Here is a 17,483-nt window from a genome sequence, read left to right on the forward strand (position 1 = left end):
TCTAGCGACGCTTGAGCTGTTCTACATCCCGAACAGCACCTTTCGCCGCCGAAGTCGTTAATGCTGCATAGGCTTGCAGTGCTAAACTCACTTCACGTTCACGGCCAATGGGTTTCCAGGCATCATCACCCCTTGCTTCCATGGCTGCACGACGATGAGCCAGTTCTTCGTCACTTAATTCAACATTGATCTTACGATTAGGGATATCAATATGAATGATATCGCCTTCTTCAACTAAGCCAATATTACCGCCTTCAGCTGCTTCAGGTGAGGCGTGACCAATAGACAAACCCGATGTACCACCAGAGAAGCGGCCATCGGTTAACAAAGCACACGCTTTACCCAAGCCTTTTGACTTCAGGTAACTGGTGGGATACAGCATTTCCTGCATGCCTGGCCCACCTTTCGGACCTTCATAACGGATAAGGACAACATCACCTTCTTTGATATCTCCCCTTAAGATAGCCGCTACAGACTCGTCTTGAGATTCAAAAATACGGGCTGGGCCGGAAAAGGTCAGAATAGATTCATCCACACCTGCCGTTTTCACAATACAGCCATCTTCAGCCAAGTTGCCATAAAGCACAGCCAAACCGCCATCTTTGCTGTAAGCATGCTCGACATCACGAATACAACCATTTTCACGGTCCAGATCCAGCTCTGGCCAGCGACAATTCTGACTAAAGGCTTGTTGGGTTGGAATACCCGCAGGACCTGCAAGATAGCGTGTTAATGCAGGCTCATATTGGCTACGCTTAACATCCCATTGTTTTAAGCCTTCACCCATCGTTTTACTATGAACAGTAGGTGCGTCCGTATGTAAAAGACCCGCCGCGGCCAACTCCCCCAGGATAGCGATAACGCCACCAGCACGGTGTACATCTTCCATATGGTATTTATTGGTAGCCGGCGCGACTTTACATAAGTTCGGAATTTTACGAGACATACGGTCAATATCTGCCATAGTGAAATCAACTTTCGCTTCATTCGCAGCAGCTAATAAATGGAGTACGGTATTAGTCGAACCGCCCATCGCGATATCCAAAGCAATGGCATTTTCAAACGCAGCTTTAGTCGCAATCGAACGTGGCAGTACGTCAACTTCATCATTTTCGTAATAACGTTTTGCTAAATCGACAATACGACGGCCCGCTTCCAGAAACAGTTCTTCCCGATCCGCATGGGTCGCTAACAAAGAACCATTACCCGGTAAAGACAACCCTAATGCTTCTGTCAGACAGTTCATCGAGTTTGCCGTAAACATACCAGAACATGAACCACATGTCGGACAAGCGCTACGCTCAACCTGCTCAACATCGGCATCGCTAACATGCTCATCCGCCGCTTGAACCATGGCATCAACCAGATCCAGTTTGACGTCTTTGCCGGCCAATTTTGTTTTACCGGCTTCCATCGGGCCACCAGAAACAAAAATAACCGGAATATTCAGGCGCATGGCGGCCATTAACATTCCAGGCGTGATTTTGTCGCAATTTGAAATACAGACAATCGCATCCGCACAGTGCGCGTTAACCATGTACTCAACAGAGTCAGCGATAATGTCGCGCGATGGCAAACTGTAAAGCATGCCACCATGCCCCATGGCGATACCGTCATCAACGGCAATGGTATTAAATTCTTTCGCAACACCGCCCGCTTTTTCGATTTCGCGCGCAACCAGTTGACCCAGATCTTTTAAGTGAACATGTCCGGGAACAAACTGCGTAAACGAGTTAGCCACGGCGATGATAGGTTTGTTGAAATCATCATCTTTCATTCCTGTAGCCCGCCACAAGGCGCGTGCACCAGCCATATTTCTGCCGGCAGTAGATGTTCTTGAACGATATTGAGGCATGCGAAATCTCTCCAAAATCTGTTTTGCTCCATGTAACCCTTAGATCACACGGTAATAATCTGATAAATTTTACACGACACTCGGCAAGCGTGCTGAGTCTGAGATAAAAAGAACATTAATGAACGACACTGTAAAGCCTGTTACACCACAAAACTTAGCCACAACAACAAGCTGGTTTCGTACCGCCGCGCCTTATATTCATAGTCATCGTGGCGCTACATTTGTCATTGCTTTTGATGGCGAAACTATCGATAGCCAAGAATTTGAACCGTTACTGCATGATATCTCTATTCTTAATAGTTTAGGAATCAAACTCGTACTGGTATACGGTGCCAGACCGCAAATTGAAGCAAGTTGCATTCAACAGAATGTTCCTGTCCGTTATCACAGTGGTTTGCGGGTAACTGATGATGTCAGTCTCGTTATCGCCAAAGCCGCAATTGGTAAACTTCGCCTCGACATTGAATCGAAATTATCCTTTGGTCTACCCCATACTCCGATGGCCGATGCCCGCATTCGCTGCATCAGTGGCAATTTAGTTATCGCCAGACCGGCTGGCATTATTGATGGTGTGGATCTTGGTCATACTGGCGAAGTTCGTCGCATTGATAGCGAAGGTATTAATCAGCAGTTAGCTGCGGGGAATATCGTATTACTCCCCCCGCTAGGTTACTCGTTAACCGGTGAAAGCTTTAATGTGTCAGCAGAATCTATCGCTACCGAAGTTGCGACAGCACTACGCGCTGACAAACTCATTTTTATTGGTCACAGTAATAAGACCATGCCACGTGAACTGACAGTTGATGAAGCACAAAAAACGTTGTCTTCTCATCCCTCATTACCGGCCGCGGTCAAGGCATGTAAAGCCGGTGTGACTCGGGTTCATATTCTGGACAGAGCCATCAACGGCGTATTGTTACAAGAACTATTTAGTCGTGATGGTGCCGGCACCCTGGTCACCGCAACCTCTTTCGAAACCACAAGACAAGCTGTGATCGATGACGTCGGCGGAATATTAGAATTACTCCAGCCATTGGAAGAAAAAGGCATTGTCGTAAAACGGTCCAGAGAATTGCTCGAGCGTGAAATTGATCATTTCACCGTGATGGAACGTGATGGCAGTGTGGTCGCTTGTGCTGCGCTCTACCCTTATCCTGAAAATGATATGGCTGAGCTCGCTTGCCTTGCAGTTTCCAATCACTATCAAAGCCATGGTAGAGGTAAACAGTTATTAGCAGTATTGGAGCAATCCGCTCAGGCGCAAGGTATCAATCATCTCTGTGTGCTGACCACACAAACAGCCCATTGGTTTTTGGAACAAGGTTTCAAGCCTGCAGAGATTGCAGACCTCCCCGTAGCCAAGCAAGCCCTGTATAACTACCACCGTAATTCACGCGTATTTAGAAAGCAGCTGGCTTAGCGATTCTTTTTGTTACTCAGCTTGCGACGGTACTCGGGGAATAACAATGGCGCGAATTCGTGTAATGCTTTTTCATAAACGCGACGTTTAAAAAACACGATCTCATCAACAGGGGTCCAGTAATCGACCCAACGCCAGTCATCAAACTCCGGTTTTTCATGCAGGTTAAGTTTGACGTCTTCTTCCTTGCCGGTGAAGCGCATTAAAAACCAGCGCTGCTTCTGGCCAATGCAAAGCGGCTTATTACCGTATCGCAGGTAACGTTTCGGCAACCTGTAACGCAACCACCCGCGAGTGGAAGCAATTAACTCAACATGTTCTGGCAGTAAACCCACCTCTTCCGTAAGCTCACGATAAGCTGCTTGCTCAGGAGTCTCATGGGACTTAATCCCCCCCTGAGGAAACTGCCACGAATCATGTTGCGCACGCTGCGCCCACAACACCTGATTCTCTTCGTTGCAGAGTATTATCCCTACATTAGGCCTGAAGCCATCTTTATCAATCACGACTTAAGTCTCTGGCTGGCTGAGCGCAATCACCCCCAGCGGTTTATTCTCAATTAGCGATTAGATTATTAAAAGCACTGTCAGTATGCAATGCATTTTGACATACAATAGTCGTATTTTTGATCCAAACGGAGACTTTTTCTGCATCATGGCGTTGGCAATTTTTGATTTAGACAATACTTTATTGGCTGGTGATAGCGACTATTTATGGGGCCGATACCTGTGTGAAAATAACATTGTAGATGAGGTTGCATACAGAACTGCCAACGATCATTTCTACCAGCAATATGTTAATGGCACATTGGATATTTACGAATTTCTGGAATTTGTATTTACGCCCTACGCCAATCATTCCATGCAGGAACTTAAAAGCTGGCGTGCGGCATATCTGGATGAAAAAATTAAACCGATTATCTTGCCAGCGGGTATTGAGCTCATCGAAAAACATCGAGCCAAGGGCGATACCTTACTGATCATTACCGCAACCAATAGCTTTCTGACTCAACCTATTGCCGAACTTTTGGGTATCGAACATCTTATTGGCACCGAACCTGAAATGATCGACGGTGAGTTTACTGGCAAAGTATCCGGCCCTCCATCATTCCAGCATGGCAAAATCGAACGTTTGAAAATGTGGTTAAAGCAGCGGGATGAAGATATGGAAAACAGTATTTTCTACAGTGACTCCCATAATGATATTCCATTATTAGAATTAGTTGATACTGCCGTGGCTGTTGATCCGGATGACAAGCTTGAAGCTGTCGCGAAGGAAAAAGGCTGGAAAATTCTCAGTTTGCGTTAATAATTGTTACAATTCATCGTTTTTTATCATTCATAATCAGGCCGTCAATATGGAATGGGAAGTTGTTATTGGGTTAGAAATTCATACCCAACTCGCCACCAAGTCTAAAATTTTCTCTGGTGCTGCCACCGCATACGGTGCCGAACCTAATACACAAGCATGTGCTGTGGACCTAGGTTTACCGGGCGTGTTACCTGTACTCAACGCTGAAGCAGTCAGAATGGCCATTAAATTTGGCCTCGCCGTTGATGCCGAAATTTCTGAACGTTCAGTCTTTGCTCGCAAAAATTACTTCTATCCTGACTTACCAAAAGGCTATCAAATCAGCCAATATGAGCTACCCGTAGTGGGTAAAGGCCATATCAATATTGAGCTGGAAGATGGCACAGAAAAAGTGATAGGTATCACCCGTGCTCACCTTGAAGAAGATGCCGGTAAATCACTGCATGAAGACTTTGATGGCCAAACTGGTATTGATTTAAACCGTGCTGGCACGCCTTTATTAGAGATTGTTTCTGAACCTGATATGCGTAGTGCAAAAGAAGCCGTTGCCTACATGAAAAAAATTCATTCTCTGGTTCGCTATCTCGAAATATGTGATGGCAATATGCAGGAAGGTTCTTTCCGCTGTGATGCTAACGTTTCTGTTCGACCCAAAGGCCAGGAAAAATTTGGTACACGTGCTGAACTGAAAAACATCAACTCTTTCCGTAATGTTGAACGTGCGATTAATTACGAAATCGAACGTCAGATTGATGTACTGGAATCTGGTGGCGAAGTGGTTCAGGAAACCCGTCTGTATGATGCAGACAAAAATGAAACACGCGCTATGCGCAGCAAAGAAGAAGCGAATGACTACCGCTACTTCCCGGATCCTGATTTGCTGCCTCTTATCGTTGATGATGCCACTATCAACGAAATTAAAGCGACATTGCCCGAATTACCGAATGAAAAACGTGACCGTTTCGTTAATGAACTAGGTCTGTCTCTCTATGATGCATCAGTCTTAACCAGCAGCCGTGAGCTGGCAAGCTACTTCGAATCATTGTTGCAAGCCACCGGAGGCAAAGATGCCAAGCAGTGTGCTAACTGGGTTATTGGTGATGTATCCGCTGCGTTAAATAAGGCTAATCTGGATATCTCAGAATCACCAGTTAGCGCAGAACAACTGGCCAGCGTATTAAACAGAATCAGTGACAATACAATTTCTGGCAAGATTGCCAAAACGGTATTTGAAGCATTATGGGCTGGCGAAGGCAAAGATGCGGATGAAATCATTGAAAACAAAGGCCTGAAACAAGTCACTGACACCGCCGCTATTGAAGCGATGGTGGATGAGGTTCTGGCAAATAATCCAGACCAGGTTCAACAATATCGGGATGGTAAGGAACAGCTGATAGGCTTCTTTGTAGGTCAAATCATGAAAGCCTCAAAAGGCAAGGCTAACCCAGCTCAGGTCAATGAATTATTAAAGAAAAAACTCAACGGATAATCAATATCCAAAACCAAGAGAAACCGAAAAAGCCGCATTTATGCGGCTTTTTATTTTCAATTTTACGTTCTCATTGTGAGGCAGCTCACAAATTCCTATTCACCTGATTCCCCTTCACAGCTAAACGATGTAGTATCACTCGATGGATTTGTTACGCTTTTTTGACTATGGCGCTAAAAGCCAATGATGGAGCAAAGGTTCACCAACCAATGAAGTTTGTACAGGAGCACCTCCCCGCCAAGACGGGTTTAAATAAATTACCGTCGGCCTCTCCCTTACCTGAAGCCAACTGGGTTCTCGTTTTCGGTTCTGTGAGCCGCTTCAATGATAAAGGTTTTGCTAAAACCATAAAAAAACGCTATCCAAATGCAGAAATCATTGGCTGCACTACTTCGGGCGAGATTACTGGTGATGGCGTTTATGACGACAGCATCCATATCACCGCCATGCAATGGGAACGAAGCACTCTCCGGTTTATTAGCAAACCAGTGAATAGTATGGAACAGTCTCATGCTTTGGGTGCACAAATCGCTGCTGAATTAAAAATGGACGATCTGAAAGGCGTCTTTGTGCTCAGTGATGGTTTGAATGTCAATGGTTCAGAGTTGGTAGAAGGCCTTCAGGAAATTTTACCAAACGTTCCTATCACAGGGGGGTTAGCAGGTGACTCTGCTGCATTTAAACAGACTCTGTTAATCAATAATGACAAGATTCAGGATCGTGTGGTGATTGCCGTTGGTATTTACGGTGAGGATGCCATCGTCACCAGTGGTGCCTTAGGTGGCTGGCAACCGTATGGTCCTCCCAGACAAATTACGCGTTCAAACAAAAATGTTGTATATGAGCTGGATAATAAACCGGCTTTACCACTTTATAAGATGTATATCGGTTATTACGCTAATCAATTACCCGCTTCAGGGCTGAATTTTCCATTTGCGATCATGGATGAGAAGAATGTTAATGTAATCAGAACATTGCTCGCCATTAACGAAAAAGAAAATAGCCTAACCTTTGCGGGTAATATCAAAGAAGGTTCAACCGTGCGTTTTCTAAAGTCAGATCATGACCGTTTGGTGCTTGGTGCCAGTGAAGCAGCCAGACAAATTTTGCAAAAAGACGTCAATATCAACGATAAAGCGCTGGCCATATGTGTCAGTTGTGTCGGTCGCAAACTGGTGATGGAATCACAAGTCTCAGATGAAGTCTTTGCTGTTCAAAGGCTATTAGGTATGCAGACAGGTATTACGGGTTTCTATTCAAACGGTGAAATCTGCTCAGGTGAAGATGACAGTCATAGCCTGCTACATAATCAAACAATGACTATCGCCTATTTAAGTGAGCGCAACGCCTGATTAAATCAGGCGATTTCTCTTGCTGCCGCTAACAATGCCAGTCTGGCAATAACGCCATACGCATAAAAACGATTCGGTTCAGCATCTGGCAGATCATTCTGTTCGGGTGTACTACACGACTGGGCAAAGGCCAATGGCTCAAAATGCATACCCGGCGCATTTAAATTCTCGTTCACACCACGTCCCGTGTGTACCCGATAAAATCCACCTATGACATAACGATCCATCATATAGATAACCGGTTCAGCCACAGCCTTTTCATCTCCCAAGGTCTCGAAGGTATACACACCTTCCTGAACTAACACATTATCAACAACCAGCCCTTCTTTAGCAGAAGACATTTTATTTCGCTGTTTGCGATTAAGGTTCTCAATTTCCTCAGCACTTTTCACCGTCATAATTCCCATGCCATAAGTACCGGAATCCGCCTTGACCACCACAAACGGCTCTCTATCGATATCATATTCTGCATATTTGGCACGAATAGAGGTCAGTAAATTATTGACATTTCTGGCCAGGCACTCTATGCCAGACTTTTCTTTAAAATTCACCTCACCACATTGCAATGTCAGAGGTGAAACCAGCCAGGGATCAATACCAATCTGTTCGGCAAATTCCTTTGCCACATCATTATATTGCGTGAAATGATCAGATTTTTTTCTGGTAGACCAACCTGCACGCAATGGTGGGACAACTTCTTGCTCAAGGTTCTCCAGAATATCAGGGCGTCCTGCTGATAAATCATTATTCAATAAGACAAGACAAGGCGAGAAATCACCGACAGCAACACGATTCCCGTTTCTAACCAACGGTTCCAGAGTAATTTTTTTACCTGATGGTAAATCAATACTCACAGGTTCCTTAATGTCTTCTAACAAGCTACCAATACGTGCTTCCATCCCTGCTTTCTGAAAAATATCCCGCAAGGTCTCCAGGCTTTCCAGATAAAATAGATTCCGAGTGTGATTTTCAGCCACAATTAATACACGCTTTGCAGTAGGACAGACACGTTCAACTGCTGCCTGAGCGGCATGAATACACAAAGGGATAAATGACGGATTGAGATTATTAAATCCCGCAGGGAAAAGGTTGGTATCTACCGGAGCCAGTTTGAAACCTGCATTGCGTAAGTCGACAGAAGCATAAAAAGGCGCAGGAGTCTTGAGCCATTGCTGTCTTAACCAGGTTTCGACTTGCGTCTGCTTTTCTAACAATATTGCCTCTAATTTAAGTAGAGGTCCATTAAGTGCTGTAGTTAAATGTGGGACACCAGAAGTCATGATTGGCTCGCTTGTGATTTAAAGTGTAGAGATCAGTATAAATGTCGATAAGAAGAGACATGGGACACAAATTTGATATTTCAAGTCATTCATACTTATTCCATTGTGAAATTGGGGCTCGCTGATATCGTTATTCAACTCAAGTCATCACTAGCCTGTAAAACAAAAATGGGTTATCTTCGTCTGAAATACAATATAATTCAGGTATAACATTGTCGTGAGCCAGAGTGATAACGAATTTAACGGCCTAAAAGTGATGGTGATTGATGACAGTAACACCATTCGCCGCACAGCTGAAACACTGTTAAAAAAAGCTGGTTGTGATGTACTGACAGCTGATAATGGATTTGAAGCTTTACCCGTCATCAGCGCTCATCACCCAGATATTTTGTTTATTGATATTATGATGCCTCGGCTGGATGGATATCAGACCTGTGCATTAGTTAAAAATAACCCTAAATTTAGGGACATACCCGTAGTAATGCTCTCCAGCAAGGATGGTTTATTTGATAGGGCAAAAGGGCGCGTTGTAGGGGCTGAACAATATTTAACCAAGCCTTTTACTCGTGAAGACTTACTCGGTGCCATCCGAACACATTTGCTGGAAAAAACTCAGGACGCAAATTAACTTATGGCTCGAATTTTAATCGCTGACGATTCCCCTACAGAAGTTTATGTTCTACAAAAACTATTAGAAAGACATGGTCATCAGATTTTGATCGCAGAAGACGGCGAACAAGCCGTAGCGATAACTCAAACAGAACAACCAGACCTGGTTCTGATGGACGTTGTGATGCCAAATCTAAATGGATTCCAGGCAACGCGAATTCTAAGTCGTGACAATGAAACAAGTCACATTCCCATCATTATTGTCTCCTCAAAGAATCAGGAAACCGATAAGATGTGGGGACTGCGCCAGGGAGCAAAAGGCTATCTTGGTAAACCGGTCTCAGAGGATGAGATCATTGAGCAGATTCAATCGTTGCTGGATAAATGACTATGATGCAACCACAATCACCTGAAGACATCATTGCCATACTGCAAGATATCGAACAGCGCAGTAGACAAAAAGCCGCCGGTTTAACGCAGCAGGAAATACTCGGACAAAGTTGGTCGGCTATTGGGTTTCGTGTTGGTAATCATCACTTTGTTATTCCGTTAAACGATTCAAGAGAAGTGTTTCCGGTACCAGATCATATCACCGCTGTTCCCAAAGCTAAGTCATGGGTATTTGGCATTGTGAATCTGCGAGGTGAGTTATTGCCAGTGCTGGATCTGAAACATTACCTTATCGACAAACCAAGCAGAGTATCTAAACGTAGCCGCATCATTGTGATTAACGACGCGGATATCAATAGCGGTTTATTAGTTGATGAAGTCTATGGGCTTAAACATTTTCAACGTGAACCGGATGAAATAAATACACCGTCTCATAAAGATATTTCGCCTTATCTGACCGGCACGGTTTATCAACAAGACACACAGTGGGACGTTTTCAGTTTTTCAAAACTTATTGAAGATGAAAGGTTTATTAATGCTGCCGCATAATAATTTGATATCAGGACAAGATATATGAACTCAACCAGCAAGCTTTTATTTTCGTCGCTGAAAAACAGTAAGAACTGGCCAGGATTACTCGCCTTTATCGTGCTGTTTGCTCTGTCATTGGCAGGTTTAGCCATTATTGCTACCGGGTTTTACACACTTATTTACCCCAACCTGCTATTTATAGCCATCGGGGTAGGTGTGTTGTTTATTCTCAGTACACTTGCCGCCATCAATCTGTGCTTCCCAACTATCCAGCAGTTAAAAGTTTCACTGGATAAAATGGAATTGCAAAACCGCCATAATCAGGATGCCATTCTGCGCTTACTCGATGAAATGGGCGATCTGGCTGATGGTGACCTTACAGTGAGCGCGACCGTGACTGAAGACATTACGGGTGCAATCGCCGACTCAGTCAACTATACGATTGACGCATTAAGAAGTCTGGTTGAGCAAATTAACTCGACCACCATGCAAGTGGCTTCCGCCGCACAAGAAACTCAGGCAACAGCATTACACCTGACTGATGCCAGTGAACATCAGGCCCAGCAAATTACTGAAGTAAGTTCATCGATCACTCAAATGGCAGGGTCTATCGAACAGGTATCCCGCAGTGCCAGCCAGTCATCTGACGTGGCAAAACAATCTGTATCCCTGGCAATCCAGGGTAACAGTGCGGTGAAAAAAGCCATTCACGGCATGGATACCATTCGTGAACAAATCCAGGAAACATCAAAACGTATTAAACGTCTGGGTGAGAGCTCGCAACAAATCGGTGACATCGTTGAACTCATTAACGACATTGCTGAACAAACCAATATCCTGTCATTAAACGCTGCTATCCAGGCGGCCATGGCGGGTGAAGCCGGTCGTGGTTTTGCGGTCGTTGCTGATGAGGTTCAGCGTCTGGCTGAACGATCCAGTAACGCAACCCGGCAGATTGATGCGCTGGTTAAGACCATTCAAAGTGACACCAATGAAGCGATCAGCTCAATGGAACAAAGTACGACCGAAGTGGTTGCTGGCGCCAAGTTATCTCAGGATGCCGGTACTTCTCTTGAACAGATTGAAAGCGTTTCTCATCAATTGGCCGAACTTATCAACAACATCTCTGATAATGCCAAACAACAGGCAACAGCCGCTGTGACAACCTCTGAAAACATGAATGTTATTCAGGAAATCACTATGCAGACATCAACCGGTACAAATGAGAGTGCAGCCTCCATTGGTCGATTACTTGAGTTAACCAATGAACTGCGTAAATCTGTCTCTGGCTTCAAGTTGCCACGCTAAGCTTATCTGGAGAAAGTCATCTAATGGCACAACTCATCAAAGGCAATTACGATGCATTAGTCTGGCTGCAAGATGAATTGCAACAGTCGCTTGCTCATGCCTTAGCGGCCATGAATAATTTTCTTGATGGTCAGGCTGACGATAAACTACTCACCGACACCATCGAGTCTCTTTATCAAGTGAAAGGCACATTGGACATGATTAATATGTCTGGTGCTGCCATGCTGACAGATGAAACACTAAAAACCGTCAGAGCCTTACAGAATAATCAAGTAGCCAATACATCCATGGCACAAGATGCCATTGTGAAATCACTATTACTATTACCTAATTATTTAAAACTGCTGAATAACGACTTCCAGGACCATCCACTTGCCGTACTGGAATTGATCAATGAACTAAGGAAAGCTTACAAAGCGGACGCAAAAACTGAAATGGAGATGTTCAACCCGAGCTTCTCCGTAGTATTACCGGATAGCATTGCCCCTAACCCGGCACGGAAAATCCCGGCATTAAATATCGAGCAACGTAAGCTGGGTCACGTTTTTCAAGTATTGTTATTACAGTGGTTGCGTAAGCAGGATGAGGATAGTTTGAGACAAATGCATGCGATTGTGCATTTTTTACGATTATCCAGCCATCAGGAAAAAGTCTGTTTATTCTGGTGGACAGCTGAAACCCTTATCGAAGCCATTCAACAACAAGGCCTGACCTCTGCAGGCCAGATAAAACCCTTACTAGGCAAACTGGTTCAACCGATCAAGCAACATAGCGAATCGGGTGAGGCGGCAGTGCAATTAAACTTCCCAGACGATCTGGAAAAGCAACTGCTGCTTGCTATCGCCAGAGCCAGCAGCCGTGGGCCTAATGTCACACTATTAAAAGCCACTTTGCAGCTCTATTTCTTTGATCAACGCTCACGTATCTATGGCATGAGTGATAACGCATTAGGCGATGCCCACCTGGCTTTACTTGAGCAGCTTCAGGACATTAAAGATCAGCTCGATCAGCATGCCCATGACAACAACATCACTGTTGAAACCATTGAATCAACGACAAAGCAACTACAAAGCATGTCCGATACTCTGGCCCTACTTGCCGAGTACGAAGCCAGTAATTTATTACACCATCAGGTCGAGCAACTTAATGCCATTAGCAGCAGAGGTGATGTTCCGGGAGATGATGATCTAACCCAGCTTGCTGATAGCCTGTTGCAGGCTGAATCACTACTGCAATCATCAACACAGGCGAATGTTAACGATCAATTACGCCAAACAGTGATGTCTGAATGTTTGCTTGAATTATCCAACATCAAAGAAACCCTCACTTTGATGGAAAAATCCGAGCGTTACGCCGATGGACTGGGCGACACAGAACAACAGCTCATTTTGATAGCCGGTAGTTTGGATATGCTGGATCAATCTGCCGCAGCGGAAATAATCAAACTGACCGCAGACACATTGTCTGAATATAAGCAGGGTAACAATGATTTTTCTGCCACTAAATTACAAAAGCTAGCGGACATCATCGCCTGCTGTGAACTCTATATGGAAGGAATTCGTCATCATGGTCATGCGGATGATGATTATTTAGCAACAGCAAAAACAAAACTGCATCAATTTGATAGTGACAGCGAAATATCTGCTGGGCCTGAATTCACAGCCGAACCAGAGATAGCCCTAGAAGATATTGCTACAGAGCACGCTGAAGCGGCTATTGAGCCTATCATGCCAGATGCTGAGCCATCATTGTCTTTTGCTAATGATGACGAAACGCCAATCAGCTTATCTGAAGAAGATCAGAGCCTTTCGGTTTTAGATGATGTAAAAAATAGCGATTTACCCGCTACCGAGCTTTGGCAATTTGCTGAAGGTATCGATAGAGAAGTCGCTGAAATATTTATCGAAGAAGCCACAGAGGTGTTACAGGAATTAGCTCATCAGATTCCCGCCTGGATCGATCAACAGGATGAGACCGCCCGGGCAGAAACCCGTCGTCATTTCCATACTCTAAAAGGCAGTGGTCGAATGGCCAGTGCGACGGTCATTGCCGAGCTCTGCTGGGCTGTTGAAGATGTATTAAATCACGTGATAGAAGGCAATCGCAATGATAATCATCTGGTGAAAAAACTGGTGCAAGAGTCCTATCAGGTATTGCCCGATTTATTATCACGCTTCACTCAAGCTGATATCAGCACACCTGATAAAATCAATGCCTTGTATGAACTCAAAGAAACCTGCCTCAATCCGCTACTGAAAGAAGCAAAAGAACAACCTGAACAGTATCGACCGACTTCTGTTGAACGCTATATCCAAATTCGTAAAGCCCGCGATGAGGCAAGACTGGATATTGATTTAACAACGTATCAGGCACAGCACGATGCTCAGAAATTCCCGGCAAAACCACTGTTTGAAATAGATGCCATTATTCCTACCAGCGTTGAGCGTTATATCCGAGATAAATGGGGTGTTGAACCACAGCCTGCTAAGGCAGCCACCAGCGTTGAAAAATACCTCCAGAGACTGGCGTCAAAACAAAAACAATCAGCTGAAGAACCTCAACAAACTGGTGTTGAACGCTATATTGCACAACAAAATCGACTGACAGAAATCGATGCATTCCGCTCAGCGCTATCAACACCGATACAACAGACATCACTAAGCTCTGTTGACCATTACATTATTGAGCTTGGGCAAAAAAATACCGGTGTTTCTGAATATATAAAAGCAAAAGCCTTATCAGAAGCAGAAGCGGATGAAATTGCTGATGAAGAAGATAACGAATTATTATCTATCTTTGTTGCTGAGGCTAAACAGCATATTGCCAACCTCAAACAAAGCCTTAACGATATTGCTTTCTCAAGACAAATTACCTCTCCTGTCTTACGTTCAGTTCACTCACTAAAAGGCTGTGCCAATATTGCAGGCGTTAAAGCCATGGCGATGATTGCGACGGAAATGGATCAAGCAGTCAAACAGCTTCATATGAATGATGTTGTGTTAGACAATCATCAGATGAAACTGATGAATAATGTGGTAGAAGGCTTTGAGCTGGTACTGCAGCATATTACCGGAGAGGGTGAACAGCCTGATCTTATTGAATTATCATCATACATCTCAGAGCTCATGCCATCAGGTGAAAATCTGCAAGCGCCAGTCATTGATCCTGAATTTTTAATGACATTGCTGGAAGAAACAGACGAACTGCTTGAGGACTACACAACACAATTAAAGCAATGGCAACAGGTCCCATCTGATCAAGAAAATATTGAAGCGATAACGGCTACCCTGAGTAAACTGGAACAAACGGCATCGGACGCACAACAAAGGTTGATTGCAAACACCTATGCCAGCCTGAGTAAACTTATCAATCACTGCCATCCCCAGGATATCGGTTTAAATGCTTTACTGGAGCAGGGATACGAACAGCTCAACCAGTTTATTGAAAGCTTGTTGCAAAATAAGCCTTTATCAACCTCCTCTGATTTTCCAACGCGTGTTGATAATTATTTAACGCAGAAAGCGCTGCATCAAGATGGCATTGACTTAGACGAAACCGACTATGCCATCCCTACAGATGTGGATGATGATTTATTGTCAGCCTTTGCGGCTGAAGCACAAGAGCTACTCGACTCCAGTCGTCAAATCATCAAGGCTTGGGTAAGTAATACCCACACTGAACAAGACACATTACAACTTCAACGTGATCTACATACACTAAAAGGTGGTGCCAGACTGACAGGCATTATGCCTATGGCAGATCTGACGCATCAGATCGAAACCTTAGTGCTGGCGGTCAGTGATGGTCTACAAAAAGCGGACGAAGACTTCTTTGATTTATTGCAGCGCTGTCAGGATAAGTTGGCTGAAATGCAGGAGCAGTTAGCTAATCAACAAGCCGTCAAAACCGCTTTATCACTGATTGCTGAAATCACTGCACGCACACAAGGTCAAGATTTACATATTGAAGACAGGCCATTACCTGCCCCAGAAAAAGTTAAACAAGCCGAGCACGATGCGGATGGATCTGCTGATATTTTGCCTGTTGCACCATCGCAAACAGATGTCGCCGTTACCCCACAACATGTTGAGCAAGTCAGGGTAAGAGCTGATCTTCTGGATTATCTGACTAATTTTGCTGGTGAAGTGAGTATTTCTCGTGATCGTGTAACACAACAACATGTTGCGCTTCGTCAGCAGCTGCATGAAATGGAAGAAACCGTTGCCCGCCTGCATGATCAGTTACGTAATTTAGAGATTGAAACGGAAACCCAGATTCTTTTCCGTTACGAAGATGAACGGATCAAAAACGAATCAGATTTTGACCCTCTAGAATTAGATCGTTTCTCGATGATTCAACAACTCTCACGCAGTCTGACAGAGAGTGTTATCGACTTACATGACATCAGCCATTCAATGAACACGCTGGTGAGAGAGACTGATGCAATATTACTTCAACAGTCTCGACTGAACACTGACTTACAACAAGGCTTGATGACTACGCGACTTTTGCCCTTTAGTGGCATCGTTGGCAGACTGGAGCGAATTGTCAGACAAACAGCATCCGAGCTGGGCAAAAAAGTAGAGTTAAAGATCCGAGGCTCAGAGCTGGATATAGACAGAACCATTCTGGATCGACTTGTCGCACCGCTGGAACATATTCTTCGCAACGCGATTGCGCATGGTATTGAAGATAGTGACGAACGTATCAATAATGGCAAACCAGACAATGGACTGCTGTCATTGATTATCACTCGTGAAGGTTCTGAGATTGTCATCAATATCAGTGATGACGGCCAAGGTATCAATATAGACAAGGTTCGTGAAAAAGCATTATCGATGAACCTCATCAGTCACGATAACATGCCATCAGATGATGAATTGACACAATTAATTCTGAGTTCAGGCTTTAGCACCGCAGACAATGTTTCTCAACTTGCTGGCCGCGGTGTTGGCATGGACGTCGTCAGTAATGAGATTCGTGGCATGAAAGGTCGCCTCAGCATCAAGTCTGAACGTGGCAAAGGCAGCACCTTTATTATTCGTCTGCCGCTGACCTTGTCGGTCATTCAGGCCCTGCTCATTCGAGTTCAAGATGAGCAATATGCCTTACCGCTTAACACCATAAACGCTGGTCAGCGCATTAGCGTTCGCGATATCAAACTGATGTTAGGCACGCATAAACCGCACTATGATTTCCATGGAGAGAAATATCGGTTTATGCCGCTCAGTTCATTACTCGATAAGCCATTGTCACTGTCTGATAACTTAAAACATCAAATGCCGCTACTGCTATTCCGCTCAGGTGATTTGCGTATTGCCCTATTAGTCGATGATATTGTCAGTAATCGTGAAATTGTCATAAAGTCAGTCGGTACTCAGCTTGGACATATCTCCGCAATCAATGGTGCTACCATTCTGGGTGATGGTCATGTGGTATTTATTCTGGATATCCCGACATTAATGGATAGCAGTCAACACATCACGCTAGATACTGACGATGCAATTAATCTTGAACGAGAGTTAGAGCAATTACAGGACAGATTACCAACAGCCATGGTCGTTGATGACTCGATCACCATGCGCAAGGCTACAGGCAATTTACTACGTCGAATCGGTTTTGAAGTCATGACAGCTCGTGACGGCGTGGATGCTCTGTCGCAACTACATGAACAAAAACCGGACATCATTCTGTTAGACGTTGAGATGCCCCGCATGGATGGATTTGAGTTCGCATCCATTGTTCGCAACGATAAAGAATTCAGGCATCTTCCTATCATCATGATTACCTCAAGAACAGGTAATAAACACCGTGAAAGAGCTCTCGAAATAGGTGTCAATGCTTATTTAGGTAAACCTTATCAGGAAGAAGAGCTTATCTGGCAGATGCAAAAGCTGCTCGGTAAAGACACGTTTCAAGAACCCACACAGTAGATGTC

12 protein-coding genes are annotated in these 17,483 nt (G+C 44.4%); 9 read left to right on the forward strand and 3 right to left on the reverse strand.

What is annotated here, in order from left to right:
- Position 1 precedes the first annotated feature (1 nt).
- A complete protein-coding gene (ilvD, locus tag MAMP_RS00195; protein WP_007143933.1) occupies positions 2-1,855 on the reverse strand; it encodes a dihydroxy-acid dehydratase in 1,854 nt (617 codons plus the stop codon).
- 118 nt (positions 1,856-1,973) lie between these two features.
- On the opposite strand from ilvD, the gene argA reads away from it, so the two are divergent.
- A complete protein-coding gene (gene argA, locus MAMP_RS00200) occupies positions 1,974-3,275 on the forward strand; it encodes an amino-acid N-acetyltransferase (protein WP_007143934.1) in 1,302 nt (433 codons plus the stop codon).
- Here the strand turns inward: argA and MAMP_RS00205 are convergent.
- Positions 3,272-3,781 carry an RNA pyrophosphohydrolase gene (locus MAMP_RS00205; protein ID WP_083821400.1) on the reverse strand — a complete coding sequence of 170 codons (510 nt, stop codon included), beginning with the start codon at positions 3,779-3,781 and terminating at the stop codon, positions 3,272-3,274. The genes argA and MAMP_RS00205 overlap by 4 nt on opposite strands.
- A 148-nt stretch (positions 3,782-3,929) precedes the next feature.
- Here MAMP_RS00205 and MAMP_RS00210 point away from each other — a divergent pair, with 148 nt between their 5' ends.
- From MAMP_RS00210 to MAMP_RS00220, 3 genes are all read left to right on the forward strand, one after another.
- On the forward strand, positions 3,930-4,583 hold the full coding sequence (locus MAMP_RS00210; protein ID WP_007143936.1) for a histidinol-phosphatase: 654 nt from the start codon (positions 3,930-3,932) through the stop codon (positions 4,581-4,583).
- Between the two features lie 49 nt (positions 4,584-4,632).
- Positions 4,633-6,075, forward strand: coding sequence for an Asp-tRNA(Asn)/Glu-tRNA(Gln) amidotransferase subunit GatB (gatB, locus tag MAMP_RS00215; RefSeq protein WP_007143937.1), 1,443 nt, complete (start codon positions 4,633-4,635; stop codon positions 6,073-6,075).
- Between the two features lie 209 nt (positions 6,076-6,284).
- Positions 6,285-7,427 (forward strand): FIST signal transduction protein, encoded by a 1,143-nt coding sequence (locus tag MAMP_RS00220; protein ID WP_007143938.1) that lies wholly within the window; start codon positions 6,285-6,287, stop codon positions 7,425-7,427.
- Between the two features lie 5 nt (positions 7,428-7,432).
- Here the strand turns inward: MAMP_RS00220 and gshA are convergent, their stop codons facing one another.
- Positions 7,433-8,707, reverse strand: a complete 1,275-nt coding sequence (gene gshA, locus MAMP_RS00225) for a glutamate--cysteine ligase (protein ID WP_007143939.1) — start codon at positions 8,705-8,707, stop codon at positions 7,433-7,435.
- Between the two features lie 256 nt (positions 8,708-8,963).
- On the opposite strand from gshA, the gene MAMP_RS00230 reads away from it, so the two are divergent.
- The 5 genes from MAMP_RS00230 to MAMP_RS00250 are packed head-to-tail and all read left to right on the forward strand — an operon-like array spanning position 8,964 to position 17,478.
- Positions 8,964-9,335, forward strand: coding sequence for a response regulator (locus tag MAMP_RS00230; protein WP_040576291.1), 372 nt, complete (start codon positions 8,964-8,966; stop codon positions 9,333-9,335).
- Positions 9,336-9,338: 3 nt separating this feature from the next.
- The gene (gene pilH / locus MAMP_RS00235; protein WP_007143942.1) at positions 9,339-9,704 is read left to right on the forward strand and encodes a twitching motility response regulator PilH; all 366 of its coding nucleotides are present in this window, start codon (positions 9,339-9,341) and stop codon (positions 9,702-9,704) included.
- Positions 9,705-9,706: 2 nt separating this feature from the next.
- Entirely contained in the window at positions 9,707-10,255 is a 549-nt protein-coding gene (locus MAMP_RS00240; protein WP_007143943.1) for a chemotaxis protein CheW, read from the forward strand.
- A gap of 24 nt (positions 10,256-10,279) precedes the next feature.
- Positions 10,280-11,545 carry a methyl-accepting chemotaxis protein gene (locus MAMP_RS00245; RefSeq protein ID WP_007143944.1) on the forward strand — a complete coding sequence of 422 codons (1,266 nt, stop codon included), beginning with the start codon at positions 10,280-10,282 and terminating at the stop codon, positions 11,543-11,545.
- Between the two features lie 23 nt (positions 11,546-11,568).
- On the forward strand, positions 11,569-17,478 hold the full coding sequence (locus tag MAMP_RS00250; RefSeq protein WP_007143945.1) for a hybrid sensor histidine kinase/response regulator: 5,910 nt from the start codon (positions 11,569-11,571) through the stop codon (positions 17,476-17,478).
- The last annotated feature ends 5 nt before the right edge of the window (positions 17,479-17,483 follow it).

It is taken from the genome of Methylophaga thalassica MP (assembly GCF_000214595.1).
GTDB lineage: Bacteria > Pseudomonadota > Gammaproteobacteria > Nitrosococcales > Methylophagaceae > Methylophaga > Methylophaga thalassica.